General features: G+C 67.8%; 16 protein-coding genes. 10 read left to right on the top strand and 6 right to left on the bottom strand.

Going from position 1 to position 19,089, the window contains the following annotated elements; all coding sequences use genetic code 11:
* Nucleotides 1-405 precede the first annotated feature (405 nt).
* The 6 genes from ACZ4VF_RS16860 to ACZ4VF_RS16835 all read left to right on the top strand — a co-directional run bounded on the left by ACZ4VF_RS16860 (nt 406) and on the right by ACZ4VF_RS16835 (nt 7,019).
* Nucleotides 406-1,446: an ABC transporter permease gene (locus tag ACZ4VF_RS16860; protein ID WP_467926672.1), complete on the top strand. Its 1,041-nt coding sequence runs from the start codon at nt 406-408 to the stop codon at nt 1,444-1,446.
* Nucleotides 1,447-1,548: 102 nt separating this feature from the next.
* Nucleotides 1,549-3,345, top strand: a complete 1,797-nt coding sequence (locus ACZ4VF_RS16855) for an ABC transporter substrate-binding protein (protein WP_467926671.1) — start codon at nt 1,549-1,551, stop codon at nt 3,343-3,345.
* 96 nt (nt 3,346-3,441) lie between these two features.
* On the top strand, nt 3,442-4,419 hold the full coding sequence (locus ACZ4VF_RS16850) for an ABC transporter permease (protein WP_467926669.1): 978 nt from the start codon (nt 3,442-3,444) through the stop codon (nt 4,417-4,419).
* Between the two features lie 14 nt (nt 4,420-4,433).
* Nucleotides 4,434-5,495, top strand: a complete 1,062-nt coding sequence (locus tag ACZ4VF_RS16845) for an ABC transporter ATP-binding protein (protein WP_467926668.1) — start codon at nt 4,434-4,436, stop codon at nt 5,493-5,495.
* A 12-nt stretch (nt 5,496-5,507) separates the two neighbouring features.
* Entirely contained in the window at nt 5,508-6,635 is a 1,128-nt protein-coding gene (locus tag ACZ4VF_RS16840; protein WP_467926666.1) for an ABC transporter ATP-binding protein, read from the top strand.
* Between the two features lie 36 nt (nt 6,636-6,671).
* Nucleotides 6,672-7,019 carry a VOC family protein gene (locus ACZ4VF_RS16835; protein ID WP_467926665.1) on the top strand — a complete coding sequence of 116 codons (348 nt, stop codon included), beginning with the start codon at nt 6,672-6,674 and terminating at the stop codon, nt 7,017-7,019.
* Nucleotides 7,020-7,097: 78 nt separating this feature from the next.
* Here ACZ4VF_RS16835 and ACZ4VF_RS16830 read toward each other — a convergent pair whose 3' ends face one another.
* Nucleotides 7,098-7,838: a class I SAM-dependent methyltransferase gene (locus tag ACZ4VF_RS16830; RefSeq protein ID WP_467926663.1), complete on the bottom strand. Its 741-nt coding sequence runs from the start codon at nt 7,836-7,838 to the stop codon at nt 7,098-7,100.
* A gap of 432 nt (nt 7,839-8,270) precedes the next feature.
* On the opposite strand from ACZ4VF_RS16830, the gene ACZ4VF_RS16825 reads away from it, so the two are divergent.
* Complete coding sequence (locus ACZ4VF_RS16825) at nt 8,271-8,753, top strand: RICIN domain-containing protein (RefSeq protein WP_467926662.1); 483 nt, start codon at nt 8,271-8,273, stop codon at nt 8,751-8,753.
* A gap of 144 nt (nt 8,754-8,897) precedes the next feature.
* On the opposite strand, the gene ACZ4VF_RS16820 is transcribed toward ACZ4VF_RS16825, so the two are convergent.
* From ACZ4VF_RS16820 to ACZ4VF_RS16800, 5 genes are all read right to left on the bottom strand, one after another.
* Nucleotides 8,898-9,956: an ABC transporter ATP-binding protein gene (locus ACZ4VF_RS16820; protein WP_467926661.1), complete on the bottom strand. Its 1,059-nt coding sequence runs from the start codon at nt 9,954-9,956 to the stop codon at nt 8,898-8,900.
* A gap of 26 nt (nt 9,957-9,982) precedes the next feature.
* Nucleotides 9,983-11,008, bottom strand: a complete 1,026-nt coding sequence (locus ACZ4VF_RS16815) for an ABC transporter ATP-binding protein (protein WP_467926659.1) — start codon at nt 11,006-11,008, stop codon at nt 9,983-9,985.
* A 10-nt stretch (nt 11,009-11,018) separates the two neighbouring features.
* Entirely contained in the window at nt 11,019-11,999 is a 981-nt protein-coding gene (locus tag ACZ4VF_RS16810) for an ABC transporter permease (RefSeq protein WP_467926658.1), read from the bottom strand.
* An 83-nt stretch (nt 12,000-12,082) separates the two neighbouring features.
* Entirely contained in the window at nt 12,083-13,867 is a 1,785-nt protein-coding gene (locus ACZ4VF_RS16805) for an ABC transporter substrate-binding protein (RefSeq protein WP_467926656.1), read from the bottom strand.
* Between the two features lie 78 nt (nt 13,868-13,945).
* Nucleotides 13,946-14,974: an ABC transporter permease gene (locus ACZ4VF_RS16800; RefSeq protein ID WP_467926655.1), complete on the bottom strand. Its 1,029-nt coding sequence runs from the start codon at nt 14,972-14,974 to the stop codon at nt 13,946-13,948.
* 491 nt (nt 14,975-15,465) lie between these two features.
* Here ACZ4VF_RS16800 and ACZ4VF_RS16795 point away from each other — a divergent pair, with 491 nt between their 5' ends.
* From ACZ4VF_RS16795 to ACZ4VF_RS16785, 3 genes are read left to right on the top strand one after another with little or no spacing between them, the layout of a single operon-like run.
* Nucleotides 15,466-17,094: a peptide ABC transporter substrate-binding protein gene (locus tag ACZ4VF_RS16795; protein ID WP_467926653.1), complete on the top strand. Its 1,629-nt coding sequence runs from the start codon at nt 15,466-15,468 to the stop codon at nt 17,092-17,094.
* A 6-nt stretch (nt 17,095-17,100) separates the two neighbouring features.
* Nucleotides 17,101-18,021: an ABC transporter permease gene (locus ACZ4VF_RS16790; protein ID WP_467926652.1), complete on the top strand. Its 921-nt coding sequence runs from the start codon at nt 17,101-17,103 to the stop codon at nt 18,019-18,021.
* Nucleotides 18,014-19,003: an ABC transporter permease gene (locus tag ACZ4VF_RS16785; RefSeq protein WP_467926651.1), complete on the top strand. Its 990-nt coding sequence runs from the start codon at nt 18,014-18,016 to the stop codon at nt 19,001-19,003. The genes ACZ4VF_RS16790 and ACZ4VF_RS16785 overlap by 8 nt, the downstream gene beginning before the upstream one ends.
* Nucleotides 19,004-19,089 lie beyond the last annotated feature (86 nt).

The raw sequence follows: 19,089 nt of genomic DNA, 5'->3' as shown, positions 1-19,089 counted from the left end.
CATGTCCGACATGCGGAGATCGGTGCCCGATAGCCAGGTAACAAGTCCGTTTCGCGCATTCTTCGGGCGAACAGTTTGTCCAGATTTTGGAAGGTCTACGGGCGAGCTGTGACTGAATTGAGATCTACGGGCAGTGGTCGGTAGTCGACCGATGGCAGATAGTTAGCCGCGTAGCGCTCGGGTCAATGGGTCTCGCGCTGTGGGGACAGCGCCGACTCACGAGCACCAGGGGGTGTCCGACCCTCCGTCAGGGGTGTCGGAGGGTGGACGGAAACCCCTTCCTGTTGGTGAACCGTGGAGTCATGAGGAGGGAACCCCAGTAACTACGCGCGTCCGACTGCGGTCACGCGCGTTCTTGGAGTACGCGGGCAACTCCCACACTCATACCTGTGAAACGGACAAACCGTGACAAGTCCTATCGACATAGAGGGCGGCGGGGCTCCGCTCGTCGTCGACGGCGAACCAGGGCCGGAGACGGGGACGGAAGTCGTCAAGCTTGCGGGCCGGTCCCCCGGCCAGCTGATGTGGCTGCGCTTCAAACGCGACCGCACGGGTGTCGTCTGCGCCCTGGTGGTGATCGCCTACTTCGCCGTCGCCCTGCTCGCCCCGCTGCTCGTGAAGCTGCCGGGCACCGATCCGTACACCCTGTACGGCCAGGACCCCACCTACGCCGACAAGCCCGTCCTCGACGAATTCGGGCTCCCGCTCGGCTACTTGGGGGGTGTCTCAGGAGACCACTGGTTCGGCGTCGAACCGCAGTACGGCCGCGACCTCTACGCCATGCTGCTGTACGGCATGCGCACCTCGCTGTACATGGCGCTCGGCATCACCGCTCTCATCATGGTCACCGGTGTCGTGATCGGCCTCGTCGGGGGGTACTTCGGCGGACGCACGGACTACTGGATCGGCCGTGGCACCGACTTCTTCCTCTCCTTCCCGCAACAGCTGTTCTTCATCGCGTTCATGCCCGTCGTGACGTCGTTCTTCGTGGATCCCCGCGAGGCGACACCCACCTACTTCCGCGCCCTGGCCATGCTGATCGTGCTGTGGCTGCTGGGCTGGATGGGCATGGCCCGGCTGGTGCGGTCGACCGTACTGTCCCTGCGCGAACGGGAGTTCGTGGAGGCGGCCAAGGTCTCCGGGGCCTCGCCGTGGCGGATCGTGCGCAAGGAGATCCTGCCCAACGTCGTCACCCCGATCCTCGTGCAGTTCACGTACCAACTGCCCAGCACCATCCTGAGCATCGCCTTCCTGTCCTTCGCGGGCGTCGGGTTCGTCGAGCCCACACCCGACTGGGGACGCCTCTTCGCCGCCGGCGCGCGGTACGCCGAACAGGACCCGGCGTTCATGTTCTTCCCCGGGGTGGCGCTGGTGATCTTCGTCCTGTGCTTCAACCTCCTCGGGGACTCCGTACGGGACGCGTTCGACCCCAAGTCCGGGCGCTAGGTGGTCCGTTGGGTGGGGGGTGGCTGCCGCCCCCGCCGGCCCCAGCCGGCCGGCGCCCGGCAGATCTCACGGATAACAACGACAGGTAGGTGGATTCGCCACATGATGTCTCATCGCGCCCGCGGAGCGCGTGCCGTCGTGATCGCCCTTACGGCCGGCTCCCTCGCTCTCACGGCATGCTCCAAGAACGAGGGCGGCAAGTCCGGCAAGGACTCCAGGAAGGACCAGAAGGAGGCGGCGGTCCAGTCCAAGGCGGTCACCTACGTCGACGCGGCGGGATCGACGGGCCCGGCCAAGGAGGTGCCCGGCGCCAAACCCGGCGGCACCATCACGGTGTACCAGGAAGCGGGCCTGTCCCACCTGGACCCCGGCCAGATCTACGTCTCCGACGCCGGCCAGGTCGCCAACCTGCTCTTCCGCCGCCTGACCCAGTTCCAGGAGGACGACAAGGGCGACGTCTCCGTCGCCGGTGACCTCGCCACCGACTCCGGCAAGTCCACCGACGGCGGCAAGACCTGGACCTTCACGCTGAAGGACGGCATCAAGGACGAGAACGGCAACCCCATCACCTCGTCCGACGTCCGGCACAGCATCGAGCGCCTCTACGCGAAGTTCATCTTCGACGGCCCGACGTACCTCCAGACCTGGCTGAGCGGCGCCGACTACCGCAAGGCCCTGCCCGGCGGCGGCTTCGACGGCAAGCACCTTCCGGCCTCGGTGCTGGACACCCCGGACGACAAGACCGTCGTCTTCCACTTCGACCAGCCGCGCCCGGACCTGCCGCAGACCCTCGCCATGGCCGGCTACGCCGTCGTCCCGGCGAAGGGCGACACCAAGGAGCGGTACGAGAAGAAGCCGGTCGCCACCGGTCCGTACAAGATCGCCGAGAACAAGGCCGGCAAGATCCTGAAGCTGGTGAGGAACACCAACTGGGACCCGAAGACCGACTCCGTGCGCCACCAGTACGTCGACGGCTTCACCATCCAGTTCGGCGTCACCGAGTCCACCCAGACCAAGCGCCTGATCGCCGACGAGGGCGACAACAAGAACGCCATCCAGCTCACCAACGGCGTCGAGGCCACCCAGATCCAGGACGTCATCAACAACCCCGACGCCAGCAAGCGCACGGTCAAGGGCTACCAGCCCTACGTCATGACACTGACCTTCAACCTCGACCGGGTCAAGGACAAGAAGGTCCGCGAAGCCGTCACCTACGCGGTCAACTCCAAGTCCCTCATCGCCGGCGAGGGCGGCGCCTACGGCGGTGACGTCGCCCCCAACTACTTCGCGCCGACGCTCCCCGGCTACGAGGCGGGCTACGACCCCTACGGCCGGCTGAAGACCCCGCAGGGCAACATCCCCAAGGCCAAGGAGATCCTCGGCGGCGTCCCGGCCGGCGAGAAGAAGCTCGTCTTCGCCTACCCCAACAGCGAGGCCGGCCAGAAGCGCAAGGTCGCCATCGAGGACGCGCTGGAGAAGGTCGGCTTCGACGTCGTGGCCAAGGAGGTCGACTCGGCGAGCTACTACGAGCAGATCGGCAAGCTCAAGAACCCGTACGACATCTACATCACCGGCTGGGGCCAGGACTGGCCGTCCCCGGGCACGGTCGTCACGCCGATCTACGACGGCTCGCAGGTCGCCGACGGCTCCTCGAACTACTCGCACGTCAAGGACGACAAGGTCGACGCCCTCATCAAGAAGGCGCTGACCCAGGAGCCGACCGAGGCCGCCAAGACCTGGAAGGAAGCCCAGCACTACCTGCTGGAGAAGGTGATCCCGGCCGCTCCGCTGTGGTACACGAAGCAGTTCCAGATCTCCGGCTCCAACGTGGGCGGTGCCCGCTACGGCTCGGTGTCCAGCCTCATCGACATCAACAGGCTGTTCCTGAAGTCGTCGTGACCCGCGGCTGACGACGGGGGTGCGCCCGGGAGCGGGCGCGCCCCCGCTCCGAGCGCACCCCACCCACCGTCTGTCGCAGAGAGCAGCCAGCCCGCCATGCTTCAGTTCATCCTCCGGCGCGCGGTCGGCGCCTTCGTCACACTCTTCCTCATCGGGGCGGCGACCTTCTTCCTCTTCGTGGCCGCACCCTCCGACTATGCCTCCCTGGCCTGCGGCAAGGACTGTTCGCCCCAGCGGCTGGCGGACATCCGTGAGGCCCTCGGCCTCAACCTGCCCCTGGCCCAGCAGTTCTGGGACTTCATGTCCGGCATCGTGACGGGCCGCGACTTCCCGACCGGACACTGCTCGGCCCCCTGCCTGGGGGTGTCCTTCTACTCGGGGGACATGGTCTGGAGCACCATCATGGACCGGTTCCCGCTGACCCTCACCCTGACCGCCGGCGGTGCGATCGTCTTCCTCCTCATCGGCGTCGGCACGGGCATGATCGCCGCCTACCGGCGCGGCACGATGGTCGACAAGGTCGCCACCGGCGCGTCCATGGTGCTCAGCTCCTTCCAGATCTACTTCCTCGGCCCGGTCGTGCTGACCATCCTCGTCTACAGCACCGGCTGGATGGAGGACCCCAAGTACGTCCCCTTCACCCAGGACCCGGTCGGCTGGTTCGTCGGCATGTCGATCCCGGTGTGCGTCATGGCCACGATCTTCACCGCGCAGTACACCCGTATGGCGCGCTCCTCCATGATCGAACAGCTCGCCGAGGACCATGTGCGCACCGCCCGGGCCAAGGGCATGTCACGCAAGTACGTCTTCCTGCGCTACGCCTGGCGCGGCTCGCTCATCCCGATCGTCACCGTGCTCGGCATCGACGTCAGCTCCATGCTGGGCGGCGCCGTCGTCACCGAACTGACCTTCTCCCTGCAGGGGATCGGCCGGCTCGCGGTGGACGGCGCGGTCAACAAGGACCTGCCGCTGACGATGGGGGTCATGCTCTTCGGCGCCTTCTTCATCCTCGTCATCAACATCCTCACCGACATCACCTACGCGTGGATCGACCCCCGCATCCGGCTCTCCTAGGAAGAACCAGCCAAGTGACCACAGTGACCAAGGCCGAGGGCGCGCCGGCCCCGACCGGGCCGGACGGATTCCTCTCGGTGCGCGATCTCCAGGTGACGTTCTCCACCGAGGACGGCCCGGTCAAGGCCGTCGACGGGCTCTCCTTCGACCTGCACCGCGGGAAGACCCTCGGCATCGTCGGCGAGTCGGGCTCGGGCAAGTCGGTCACCAACCTGACGATCCTCGGGCTGCACGACCCGCTGTTCACCACGGTCGACGGGGAGATCGTCCTCGACGGCAAGGAACTGATCACCGCCACCGAGAAGGAGATGGAGAAGCTCCGCGGCAACCGGATGGCGATGATCTTCCAGGACCCGCTCACCGCGCTGTCGCCCTTCTACACCATCGGCCGGCAGATCGCCGAGCCGTACATGAAGCACACCGGTGCCTCGAAGAAGACCGCCTGGGAACGGGCCGTGGAGATGCTCGGCAAGGTCGGCATCCCCCACCCCGCGGAGCGCGCGCGGGACTACCCGCACCAGTTCTCCGGCGGTATGCGCCAGCGCGCGATGATCGCCATGGCGCTGGTCTGCGACCCGGACCTGCTGATCGCCGACGAGCCGACCACGGCCCTCGACGTGACCGTGCAGGCGCAGATCCTGGACCTGCTCAAGGACCTCCAGCGGGAGTTCGGCACGGCGATCGTCTTCATCACCCACGACCTAGGGGTCATCGCCGACATGGCCGACGACATCATGGTGATGTACGCGGGCCGGGCGGTGGAGCGCGGCACGGTGGACGAGGTCCTGCGCTCACCGCAGCACCCGTACACCTGGGGCCTGCTGAACTCCATGCCCCGGCTGGACTCCGACCTCGGCACCCCGCTCTCCCCGATCCCGGGCACCCCGCCCTCCCTGCTGACCCCGCCGCCCGGCTGCCGCTTCCACCCCCGGTGCACCTTCCGGGACCGCGTCGACGGCGACCGCTGCGTCACCGAACGGCCGTTCCTGGCACCGGACCGTTCCTCGGCGTGCCATCTCGGCACGGAGCAGAAACGCACCATCTTCATCGAAGAGATCAGGCCCCGACTGGGCTAGGAGGACAACCACATGAAAGAGGACCTGGTCCTCCCGACCACCCACGAGACCCCCGCGGACCCGGTACCCGAGCCGCTGCTCGCGGTCTCCGGCCTGGTCAAGCACTTCCCGGTCAAGGGCGGCTTCCCCATTCGCCGTACGGTCGGCGCGGTCCAGGCCGTCGACGGCGTCGACCTGACCGTGCACGCGGGGGAGAGCTTCGGCCTGGTCGGCGAGTCGGGCTGCGGCAAGTCGACCACCGGCCGGCTCATCACCCGCCTGCTGGAGCCCACCAGCGGCACGATCACCTACCGCGGCCAGGACATCAGCCACGCGAACCGCCGGCAGCTCGCCCCGATCCGCTCCGAGATCCAGATGATCTTCCAGGACCCGTACTCGTCGCTGAACCCGCGGCAGACGGTCGGCAAGATCATCTCCGGTCCGATGGAGATCAACGGGATCAACCCGCCCGGCGGCCACGAGAAGCGCGTGCGCGAACTCCTGGAGACCGTGGGCCTGAACCCGGAGCACTACAACCGCTTCCCGCACGAGTTCTCCGGCGGCCAGCGCCAGCGCATCGGCGTGGCCCGCGCCCTGGCGCTGGAGCCCAAGCTGATCGTCGCCGACGAACCGGTCTCCGCCCTGGACGTCTCCATCCAGGCCCAGGTGGTCAACCTGCTCCAGCAGGTCCAGAAGGACCTGGGCATCGCGTTCGTCTTCATCGCCCACGACCTGGCAGTGGTCCGCCACTTCTCCCAGCGCGTGGCCGTCATGTACCTGGGCAAGATCATCGAGGTGGGCGACCGCGACTCCATCTACACGCGCCCGCGCCACCCCTACACCCACGCCCTGCTGTCCGCCGTCCCCGAGGTGACCCTGACGGAGGGTGAGGCGACCGGGCGCGAACGCATCCGCCTCGCCGGCGACGTACCGTCCCCCATCTCCCCTCCCTCCGGCTGCCGCTTCCGCACCCGCTGCTGGAAGGCCCAGGAGAAGTGCGCGACCGAGGAACCCCCGTTGGTCCGACTCTCCGGCAACCACACCGGCCACCTGACGGCCTGCCACTTCCCGGAGGACCCGACGACACAGGCCCGGGAGGAGGACATCGTGCTGGACCCGGCGTTGTCGGCGCTGGAGGAGGACCAGGCGGGCCGGCACTAGTGTGTGCGGCACCTTCTCACCTGTTCGGAGTCGCAGATGGCCGTTCGCCGTGTCGTGCCCAACATCCAGTCGGAAGCCGCCGACGAGAGCCGGGAGTTCTACGGCCTGCTGGGCTTCGAGGAGGTGATGAACCACGGCTGGATCATGACGCTCGCGTCCCCGTCCAGCCCGGCGGCGCAGATCAGCGTGATGACCAGCGACAGGACGGCGTCCGTCACTCCCGACATGAGTGTCGAGGTGGACGACGTGGACGCGGCTTATGCGGCCATGCGGGCGAGTGGCGCGGAGATCGTCCACCCCTTGCGGGACGAGGAGTGGGGCGTGCGGCGGTTCTTCGTCCGTGATCCCAGCGGACGGGTGGTCAACGTGCTGGGCCACAGCTGACGGCCCCTCCCCGCGGCCCGGTCGGGAACGCGTGTCGAAGCCGCTCGGCACGTGGCTGCCGCGCAGCGGACCCGACGGTCAGTCCCGCCCGGCCACCGTGATGATCTCCGGCGAGCTCGGGGTCAGCGGGCCCCGGTCCCAGTCGCCGTACTGTTCGGTCACCGTCAGGCCCGCTTCCGCCAGGAAGGCGTCCAGCGCGGCGGCGTCCAGGAAGCGGAGGGTGCTGTGGTGGACCTGGGGAGTGGGCCAGCGGGGGCCGGCGTAGGTCTCGGTGAAGTGGACGCGGTCCCGGGCGGGCGCGTCGGGCTGTACCTCGTGCCACACCCGCACCGGGGTGCCGTCGGCGGCGGTGATCTCGTGCACGCGGTCCGGGGTCCAGCGCTCCCAGGCGCGGGCGGCGGGGTTGCGGGTCTCGAAGACGAAGCGGCCGCCGTCGCGGAGGGCGGAGCGGGCGGCGTGCAGACAGGTCCGGATGTCGTCGTCCGTCAGCAGTTCCTGGAAGGCGTGCCCGGTCATGACGACCAGGTCGAACTCCGGCTGCCAGCGGCGCACCCGCACGTCGCCGAGCACCCACTCCACATCCGGCCGGGCCCGCCGGGCCTGCACGAGCATCGCGGCGGCCGGATCGAGGCCCGTCAGCCGCCCCCGGTGCCCCTCGGCCCGGGCCCGCCGCAGCAACTGCCCGGTGCCGCAGCCGATGTCCAGCACGGACCCGGCCTCCCGCAGCAGACCGAGGTAGAAGTCGTCCCCTGGCCCCCAGGGGTTGAGGCGGTCGTACAGCGCGGCGAGCGAGAGGTCGGCAAAGACGTGATCCACCACCGCGGCAGTCTGACACACGATGCTGAACGGCGTGTCAGGAAAGCGGGACCCCGTACACAGAGGAGGGCCCGTGCCTTGGGTTCCGTCGGCGAGTGCTGGGTCACGAGGATCAGCGGTAGGCACGCATCTGCCGGTGCTGTCCAGCCTTTTCTGTTCATCGCCCCGTTCGGGCGCGCGGTCGCAGACCGCCCCCTTGGCTATCGGACGCCCCATTCCTTCAGTACACGAGGCTGTCCCCTCGGCCCGCCCCTACACCGGCTCAGGTGTCACATCGGCCGGCAAGACCAGATGACGACATCACCGATCAATGAGGCGGCAAAGTAGCTCAGAAGTAGCTCAAATGCGTGATCAAGCGTGTGTGGAGAGTGATTGGATGGCTTGCGTCGGCCACTTGGGAACGACGTAAGACGTAAGACGACCAAGAGGGAACTCGTGAAGTTCACGCAGAAAATCGGGGCTGTCGCATCCGCGACTTCAGTATGCGTCGCGCTTGGTGTCGTTGGCACCGCTTCGCCGGCCGAGGCGAGTCAATTGACGTTCAGGCTCAAGAACGCCGTCTCGGGTAAGTGCTTGCAGTGGAATGGCATTGACGGCGAGAACATAACGCAGGTCAAGTGCAAGAACGCTCGCAATCAGTACTGGGCGCGTGCTGGCCAGAAGCTGGTCACCATTTCTGGCGGGCTCATTGGCGAGGGCTGCGTGACGAGCCCGAACGGACATGAGGTACATGCCACGGGCCAGCCGTGCAGTGATTACGACCTCCGTCACAACGGATGGGCGATCTTGTCCACCAATCGGGGTGCTAAGACCCCGGTCGGGAACGCCGTCTGCGGCATGCTCAAGACGACCAAGAAGGGCAGTGTCCTCTGTGGTGCGAAGGTGTCCGGCGATCGGGACGTCTGGATCATCAACTAGGCATTAGCCCTGCAAAGCGGAAGGCCCGTGCAGAGTAGTTGTTCTGCACGGGCCCTCGTCCCCGGGACCGGACGTTCATGGGCTCGGGTCAATGGGCCGGTGAAAGTCCGCTCCACCAGGGGGCGGCTGACGGAAAGGGGTGTGTCAGGCCGCCGCCTCGGGGTTCTTGGTGAGACCGTCCTTGGAGAGGCGCGGAGCGGGGACGGTGTCCGTCGTCTCGGGGTAGTGGCACGCCGTGAGGTGGCCCGGCTTGTTGCCCGCCGCCTCCACCAGCGGCGGCGCCTCCGTCGCGCACTTCTCGGTCGCCTTCCAGCACCGGGTGCGGAAACGGCAGCCGGACGGCGGGTTGATCGGCGACGGCACGTCACCGGTCAGCCGGATGCGCTCCCGCGGCTCCTCGTCCACCGTCGCCTCGGGGACGGCGGACAGCAGGGCCCGGGTGTAGGGGTGGCGCGGGTTGTTGTAGAGGTCGTCACGGTCGGCGATCTCCACGATCTTGCCCAGGTACATCACCGCGACGCGCTGGGAGAAGTGGCGCACGATCGCCAGGTCGTGGGCGATGAAGACGAACGCGATGCCCAGGTCCTTCTGGACCTGCTGGAGCAGGTTGACCACCTGGGCCTGGATGGAGACGTCCAGGGCGGAGACCGGCTCGTCGGCGACGATCAGCTTCGGTTCCAGGGCGAGGGCCCGGGCGACGCCGATGCGCTGGCGCTGGCCGCCGGAGAACTCGTGCGGGAAGCGGTTGTAGTGCTCCGGGTTCAGGCCCACGATCTCCAGGAGTTCGCGCACGCGCTTCTCGTGGCCGCCGGGCGGGTTGATCCCGTTGATCTCCATCGGACCCGCGATGATCTTGCCGACCGTCTGCCGCGGGTTCAGCGAGGCGTACGGGTCCTGGAAGATCATCTGGATCTCGGACCGGATCGGCGCCAGCTGCTTGCGGCCGGCGTGCGTGATGTCCTGGCCGCGGTAGGCGATCCGGCCGCCGGTCGGCTCCAGCAGGCGCGTGATGAGCCGGCCGGTGGTCGACTTGCCGCAGCCCGACTCGCCGACGAGGCCCAGGCTCTCGCCCTCGGCGACCTGGAAGTCCAGGCCGTCGACGGCCTGCACGGCGCCGACCGTCCGCTTGATGGGGAAGCCGCCCTTGATCGGGAAGTGCTTGGTGAGCCCGGAGACGTCCAGGAGGGGGGTGGTGCTGCTCATGGTGGTGAAGTCCCGTCTGAAATCCGTCAGTGGGTGCGGGCGGCGGCGTAGTCGGTGAACAACTCGCGCTTCTGCTCCGGCGTCAGGTGGCAGGCCGCACCCCGGCCGTCCACGACCTCCAGCGCGGGGCGCTCACTGGAGCACCGGCCGCCGGACACCTTGTCGGCGAACGCGCAGCGGGGGTGGAAACGGCAGCCGGACGGCGGGTTGAGCAGCGAGGGCGGCGAGCCGGGGATCGGCGACAGGGGGACGTCGACCGGTCCGTCCAGCGCCGGCATCGAACCGAGCAGACCCAGCGTGTACGGGTGCTGCGGGTCGCGCAGGACTTCCTTCTTCGTCCCGCGCTCCACGCACCGGCCGCCGTACATCACCAGCACGTCGTCCGCGATGTCCGCGATGACGCCCAGGTCGTGCGTGATGAAGATGATCGCGGTGCCGAACTCCTGCTGGAGGTCCTTCAGCAGGTCCATGATCTGCGCCTGGACCGTCACGTCGAGGGCCGTGGTCGGCTCGTCGGCGATGAGCAGCTCGGGGTCGCAGACCAGCGCCATGGCGATCATCGCGCGCTGGCGCATACCGCCGGAGAACTGGTGCGGGTAGTCGTCCACCCGGGTGTCCGGCTGCGGGATGCCGACCCGGCGCAGCATCTCGATCGCGCGGACCCGGGCCTCGCGCTTGCTGCAGCCGGTGTGCTTCCGGTACGTCTCGCCGATCTGCGCGCCGATGGTGTGGTACGGCGACAGGGAGGCCAGCGCGTCCTGGAAGATCATCGACATCTTGTTGCCGCGGAGCCGCTCCAGCTCCTTCTCGGTGGCGGTGATCAGCTCCTTGTCGTCGAGCAGGATCTCGCCGTCGAGGGCGGTGTTGCGCGGGTCGTGCAGGCCCATGACCGCCATGTTGGTGACGGACTTGCCGGAGCCGGACTCGCCGACGATGCCGAGGGTCTTGCCCTTCTCCAGGTCGAAGGAGAGGCCGTCGACGGCCTTGACGATGCCGTCCTCGGTGGAGAAGTGCACCTTGAGGTCGCGGACGGAGAGGAAGGGGGTGCTCATGGGTCTCTCCTTAAGCGAGGCGCACGCGCGGGTCGATCATGGCGTAGACGGCGTCCACGATGATGTTGAAGACGACGATCGCGCCGGCGGCGACCAGGACGACGCCGAGCAGCACGGGCAGGTCGTGGTTCTGGACCGCCTTCACCGAGAGCATGCCGAGGCCCTGGAGGCTGAAGGTCGACTCGGTGATGATCGCGCCGCCGAGCAGCACGCCGAGGTCGAGGCCGAAGATGGTGATGATCGGGCCCATGGCGCCGCGCCAGGCGAACCGGAAGAACACCGTGCGGCGGGACAGGCCCTTGGCACGGGCGGTGCGGACGTAGTCCTGGCTGAGCGTCTCGACCATCTGCGAACGAGTCATACGGGTGTAGTTCGCGGTGAAGATCAGAGACAGCACCAGCCACGGCACCAGCAGGCCGGAGAACCACTTGGCCGGGTTGTCCGTGAACGGTGTGTAGCTGGCCCGATCGAGCAGGTGCAGCTGGTCGACCAGGAGGTAGGTGGCGAAGACACCGACGACGTAGATCTGCATCGAGGACGCGACCAGCGAGGCGGAGCTGGCGATCTTGTCCAGGGCCTTGCCCTGCTTGACGGCGGCCAGCATGCCCGTGCCGACACCGAAGAACAGGAAGACGACCGCGGCACCCAGGGACAGGGACACCGTGGTGGGGAAGCGGTCCAGGATGGTGTCCAGCACCGGCTCACGGCTCTGGAAGGAGAAGCCCAGGCAGGGAGCGTCGCAGTGTCCGAACGAGCTGTAGTCCCGCCCCACGAACAGGCCCTTGAGCCATTCCCAGTACTGCACGGGGAGCGGGTCGGAGATCGCCAGGTTCTTCCGCACCAGGGCCAGGGTCTCAGGAGTGCAGACCTTGCCGCACGCGATGCGGGCGGGGTCGCGCGGAGCGGCGTAGAACAGGACGAACACCAGGGCACTGATGATCAGCAGGATCACCGCGGCGCCGAGGATCCGGCGAACGAGGAAGCGGAACATGGCAGTTGGGATTTCCTGACGGATGCCGTAGGGGGGTCAGACGGCGGGGCGGCACCGGGCCGCCCCGCCTAGGGGGCCGTACGTCAGGCCTTGACGAAGGTCTTGTACAGCAGGGTCGCGGAGAAGTTCGGGTCGAACTGGGCGCCGCCGACCTTGTTGCCGTAGACGTAGAAGCGACGCTGGTACGTCTCGGGGATCATCGGAGCGACCTCCTCCATGATCTTCTTGTCCAGCGCGGCCCAGGCCTTGCCGGCCTCCTGCTGGTCCGGGATGACGGCGTTCTTCTTGATGGCCTCGTTGATCCAGTCGACGTCGGTCTGCGACACGTTGTTCTTGCCGTTGCCGATCGCGTCGCCGTCGAGCAGCGGCTGGATCATCGTGTAGGCGGTGGGCCAGTCCGGGGACCAGCCGCCCCACATCACGTCGTAGCTGTTGTCGATCTGCTGGACCTCGTCGTAGTACGCCGTGGACTCCAGCGGCTTGATGATCGGGGTGAAGCCGGCCGCCTTCAGGGCGTTCTCGATGACGACCTTGGTCTTGTTGTAGGTCGGGTCGTTCGGGAAGGCGTAGACGATCTTCCGGCCGAGCGCGTTGGCCTCCTTCAGCAGCTTCTTCGCGGCCTCCGGGTCGCCCTGCGGCTTCTTCGACTTGTTGTACAGGTCGGTCTTCTGGTAGCCGATGATGTCGGGGCTGAGGATCGAGGTCGCGAAGTCACCGGCGGACGGGCCGCCGTAGATCTGCCGGATCTGCTGCAGCGGCCAGGCGTGGATGAGGGCCTGGCGGACCTTCAGGTCCGTGACGCGCTTGGTGTTGATCCAGTAGAAGTAGGTACCGGTCAGCAGGCCGTTGAAGGTGCGCTTCTTCAGGTCCGGGTCGGTGAGGACCTTCTGGATGCGCTCAGCGGGCACGCCCTTGTAGATGGAGACGCCGTAGGCGTCGTTGCCCTGGGAGGAGATGAGGCGGTCCACGCCGTCCAGCGTCTCGACGCCGAAGGTGAACTCGAAGCCGTCCGGGTAGGCGTTGCGGATCGCGTCGGTCTTCGGGTCCCAGTGCTTGTTGCGGATCAGCACCATCGACTTGTCGGTGGTGTGGGCCTTGATCTTGTACGGACCGGCGGCGACCGGCTTCTTGTCGTACTTCTCCTTGGTGTCCAGCTTCGCCGGCACCGCGGCGTAGGAGTGCATGGCCAGGGTGAAGTTGAAGTCGGGCTTCGACTCGGCCAGCTTGAAGGTGATCGTCCGCTTCGCCTTGTCGGTGACGATCGCGTCGAGGTGCTTGCCCTTGTACGGGCCCTCGTACGCGTCACGCCACTTGCCGCCCTTGCCCGTCAGCGCACGCTGGGCGTAGTCGGCGCCCTCGGTGACGAACGGCGCCCAGGCGCGCTCGAAGCCGTGGCGGACGTCCTCGACGGTCAGCTCGCTGCCGTCCTCCCACTTCAGACCCTCCTTCAGCGTGAAGGTCCAGGTCTTGTTGTCGTCGGAGGCCTTGCCGGTGTCGGTGGCCAGGTCGCCGACCAGCTTCTGCTTGCCGGACGCGTCGATCTTGTAGCCGGTCAGGCAGCGGTGCAGCAGCAGCGCGACGGTGGAGTTGTACGCGTAGTAGATGCGCTGCGGGTCCAGGTGCGAGAAGTCGTCCGGGGCCAGGCCGTGGATCGTGCCGCCCGTCTTCGCGCCGGGGATCTCCGGAGCCGGGCCGGTGGAGTCGGCCGCGGTGCCGACGGTGACCTTGGCACCGGTGTACTCCGTGGCGCCGGCACTCGGGGTGCCGCCGCTGCCGCCCGCGTCACCGCTGCTGCACGCGGACAGCACGGTCGAGCCCGCGGCCGCGACAGAGGTGGCGATCAGGAAGTTTCTGCGGGAAAAGGACATGGCTGGCCTGTTCTGCTGGAGGAACGAAGTGGTGCAGGACCCCGGCCGGGCCCCGTCGCCGTGGCCGGGGATGACGCATCAGCGCTTGGTCTTGGGGTCCAGGGCGTCGCGGACCGAGTCGCCGAGGAGGTTGAAGGCGACCACGAAGATCACCATCGTCAGGCCCGGGAAGAGCATGAAGGTGATGTCGTCCTGGTAGAAGTGGGCACCGTTCTGGATCATCACGCCCCAGTCGGGGGTGGGGTCCGAGAGGCCGACGCCGACGAAGGCGAGGCCCGCTTCCGCCGTGACGTACGTGGGCAGCAGGAGCGTGGACTGGATCAGGATCGGCGTCCACAGGTTGGGCAGCAGTTCCTTGAAGATGATGCGGGCCGGGGAGGCGCCGGTGACCTTGGCCGCCTCGACGAACTCCCGCTCGCGCAGGGCGAGGACCTCGCCGCGCAGCAGTCGGGCGATGGAGGCCCAGCCGAAGGCCGTCATCACGACGATGAGGCTGGTGACGATCAGCCAGACCGGCGTGTTCTCCTCGTCGGAGACGAAGATCGCCATGACCACGGGCCAGAAGGCGATGAAGAACAGGGTCTGCGGGAAGGCCAGCAGGATGTCGATCACGCGGCCGACGAGGTAGTCCGTCTTGCCGCCCAGGTAGCCGGCGGTGATGCCGATGACGACGCCGAGGAGGGTCGTCAGCAGGGCCGCGGCGGTCGCGATCAGCAGCGAGTTGCGGATGCCGTACAGCAGGAAGGTGAAGACGTCCCGGCCGAGCTGCGGCTCGATGCCGAACCAGAAGTCGGAGCTGATGCCGCCGTTGGGCTTCACCGGGAAGTTGAACTCGTTCAGCAGGCCCGGGGTGTTCATGCCGTAGGTCGTGTACGGGTCCTTGCCGTACAGCTTGGCTATGAGCGGCGCGAGGATGCCGATGGCGAAGAAGAAGATCACCACAAAGGCGGATATGACGCCCGTCCGGTCCCGCTTGAAGCGGGTCCAGGCCAGCCGTCCCGGAGAGCGGCTTTCGCTGCCCTTGGGGGTGCCGAGCTTCGCCGGTGCGGCGCTGTCCTCGTCGGCCACCTCAAGTGGGGCGGCCGGGGAAGGGGTTGCGGGGGTCATGATGCTCCGTGCCTTGTGGGTCAAGGCTCCGCAGGGCGCTCCCCTACGGGCTACGCCGGACTTTTTCAACGCAATTCATTCAAGGTCAATAAATTCTCGACCGCCTTGGTTTTCTCTTTACCTTCTTTGCTCGCACTTGATCGTTCCGTAGCTACGCGGGTAGCACGCCGTAATCAATCCGTGCTTCACATCGGGCCAATGGGGCCAAACGGGCAAGGAGTTCGATATGCGGACGGTGGAGTGTCGAAATGCGTACATCGCCGCGTCTCAATCCAACGTTTCAGCATCGTTACGTGAAGATCTATTGCGCCCGGCGCCCCAAGATCATCGGCGCGACGGACGGACCGTGCCTGCATTCGGATGACGTGTCCCTCTAAAGAGGGCTCAATCAGGCGGTGCGGATGAAATATGCGCGGTATGTGTCTATATGACCGATAGTCGGTCCCCGCTCAGGGACGGACGTCGGGCCCGGCTCAGGGAGGAGGCACGCCATGCGGGGCAGCGCGCACGTCCGATGGGCCGCCGTCGCGGTGGTGTCGGCGCTCGCGCTCGGCGCCTGCGGCGGCGCGGGCTGGAACGGGGGCGGCAACGGCGGGGCCGTGCTCACTTCCTCCTGGGGGGATCCGCAGAACCCGCTGGAGCCGGCCAACACCAACGAGGTCCAGGGCGGCAAGGTCCTCGACATGATCTTCCGCGGGCTGAAGAAGTACGACCCCAGGACCGGCCGGGCCCTGGACTGGCTCGCCCGGTCCATCGAGACCCGGGACTCGCGGAACTTCACCATCCGGATCAAGCGGGGCTGGACCTTCTCCAACGGCGAGCCGGTGACCGCCCGGTCCTTCGTGGATGCCTGGAACTACGGGGCGAGTCTGCGCAACAACCAGAAGAACGCCTACTTCTTCGGCTACATCGACGGGTACGACCAGGTCCACCCCGACAAGGGCGCGCAGCGCGCCGACAGACTCTCCGGACTGAAGGTCGTCGACGACCACACCTTCACCGTCCGGCTCAACCAGAAGTTCTCAGGCTTCCCCGACACCCTCGGCTACGCCGCCTTCGCCCCGCTGCCCCGGCTGTTCTTCACCGACCACGCGGCCTGGGTGAGCAAGCCGGTCGGCAACGGGCCGTACGCCGTCGCGTCCTACACGAAGGGCGCCCAGATGTACCTGAGGAGGTGGGACGGCTACCCGGGCCCCGACAAGGCGCGGAACGACGGGGTGACCCTTCTCGTCTACACCGACAGCAACACCGCCTACACCGACCTCCTGGCCGGCAACCTCGACCTCGTGGACGACATCCCCGCCGCCCAGCTGAAGAACGTCGAGGGGGACCTCGGCGACCGCTACATCAACACGCCGGCCGGAATCATCCAGACCCTCGCCTTCCCCTACTACGACAAGGCCTGGAACCGGCCGGGCGCGGAGAAGGTCCGCACCGGTCTGTCCATGGCGATCAACCGCAGGCAGATCACCGACACGATCTTCCGCGGGACGAGGACCCCGGCCACCGACTGGACCTCCCCGGTGCTCGGCACGGCCGGCGGCTACAAGGCGGGGCTGTGCGGCACGGCCTGCGACTACGACCCGGTACGGGCGAAGAAGCTGATCAAAGAGGGCGGCGGGATCCCCGGCGGCCGGCTCCGCCTCACCTACAACGCGGACACCGGCTCGCACAAGGAGTGGATCGACGCGGTGTGCAACTCCATCAACAACGCGCTCGGCGACGACAAGGCCTGCGTCGGCAACCCCGTCGGCACCTTCGCCGACTACCGCAACCGGCTCGGGCGGCACAAGATGACCGGTCCGTTCCGCGCGGGCTGGCAGATGGACTACCCGCTCATCCAGAACTTCCTCCAGCCGCTCTACTACACGGGCGCGTCCTCCAACGACGGCAAGTGGTCGGACAAGGACTTCGACCGGCTGGTGGACCGGGCCAACGCCGAGACGGACACCACCAGGGCGGTCGCCCTCTTCCAGCAGGCCGAGGAGGTGGTGCGCGACTCCATGGCCGCCATCCCGCTCTGGTACCAGAACGGCAGCGCCGGCTACTCCGACCGGCTGTCCCACGTGGCGCTCAACCCCTTCAGCGTGCCCGTCTACAACGAGATCAAGGTCGGCTGAGCCGCGATGGGACGCTACGTCGCCCGGCGGCTGCTCCAGATGGTCCCGGTGTTCGTCGGGGCCACGCTGCTGATCTTCCTGATGGTGAACGTGATGGGCGACCCCGTCGCCGGGCTGTGCGGGGAGCGGGCCTGCGACCCGGCGACGGCCGCCCAGCTGCGCAGGGAGTTCGGCCTCGACAAGCCGCTGTGGCAGCAGTACGTCACCTACATGGGGAACGTCTTCACCGGAGACTTCGGTACGGCGTTCAACGGCCAGCCGGTCACCGAGCTGATGGCGACGGCGTTCCCGGTCACCGTCCGGCTGACGGTGGTGGCCCTCCTCTTCGAGATCGTCCTCGGCGTCACGCTGGGCGTCGTGACGGGACTCCGGCGCGGCCGGCCGGTCGACACCGCGGTGCTGCTGGCGACCCTGGTCGTGATCTCCGTACCGACCTTCGTCACCGGTCTGCTGCTCCAGTTGCTGCTCGGGATCAGATGGCAGTGGATCAAGCCGTCGGTGCGCAGCGGCACCCTGGACGAGCTGATCGTGCCCGGCCTGGTCCTCGCCTCCGTCTCGCTCGCCTACGTCACCCGGCTGACCCGCACCTCCATCGCCGAGAACAAGCGGTCCGACTACGTCCGCACGGCCGTCGCCAAGGGCCTGCCCCGGCGCCGGGTCATCACCCGGCACCTGCTGCGCAACTCCCTCATCCCCGTGGTCACCTTCATCGGCACCGACGTCGGCGCGCTGATGGGCGGCGCGATCGTCACCGAGCGGATCTTCAACATCCACGGCGTCGGCTACCAGCTCTACCAGGGCATCCTGCGCCAGAACACCCAGACGGTCGTCGGCTTCGTGACCGTGCTCGTCCTCGTCTTCCTGGCCGCCAACCTGCTCGTGGACCTGCTGTACGCCGTACTCGACCCGAGGATCCGCTATGCCTGAGCAGCCGTACGAGCCCGAGCGCGCGATCGCCGGCACCGGCATGGGCGGCGCGATGGACCTCGCGGCGAGCGAGGCGACCACGCTGGAGGGGGTACCGGGCGGACCGGAGGGCGCCGGCCCGGCCGCCTCCGGCGGACGGGCGCGCTCGCTGTGGTCCGACGCCTGGCGGGACCTGCGCCGCAACCCGGTCTTCCTCCTCTCCGCCCTGATCATCCTCTTCCTCGTCCTCGTCTCCCTGTGGCCCTCGGCGATCGCCTCCGGCAGCCCCCTGACGTGTGACCTGGCGAAGGCCCAGGACGGCCCGGGCCCGGGCGCGCCCTTCGGGTACGACGGACAGGGCTGCAACGTCTACACACGGACCGTCTACGGCGCCCGTACGTCCGTCACGGTCGGCCTGTGCGCCACGCTCGGGGTGGCCCTGTTCGGGTCGGTGCTCGGCGGCCTCGCGGGCTACTTCGGCGGTGCCTGGGACGCGGTGCTCTCCCGGATCACCGACATCGTCTTCGCCATCCCGGTCGTCCTCGGCGGTCTCGTCCTCCTCTCGGTGGTGACCTCCAGTACGGTCTGGCCGGTCATCGGGTTCATGGTGCTGCTCGGCTGGCCGCAGATCTCCCGCATCGCGCGCGGCTCGGTCATCACCGCCAAGCAGCACGACTACGTCCAGGCCGCCCGCGCCCTCGGCGCCTCCGACACCCGCATCCTGCTGCGGCACATCGCCCCGAACGCCGTGGCTCCCGTCATCGTCGTCGCGACCATCGCGCTCGGCACCTACATCGCCCTGGAGGCGACCCTGTCCTACCTCGGCGTCGGCCTCAAACCGCCCAGCGTCTCCTGGGGCATCGACATCTCCGCCGCCTCCCCGTACATCCGCAACGCCCCGCACGCCCTGCTGTGGCCCTCCGGCGCCCTCGCGGTGACCGTGCTGGCCTTCATCATGCTCGGCGACGCGGTCCGCGACGCCCTCGACCCGAAACTGAGGTGACGGCGCGGATGCCGCGGGAAGAGCGAAGCCCGGGCGGCGGGTCCGGGACCCGGTCCGGGGTACGGGGGCGGGGCCCGGCCGGGGAC

This window comes from Streptomyces sp. NPDC029151, from assembly GCF_055564315.1.
This window is presented reverse-complemented; position numbering and strand designations above follow the sequence as displayed.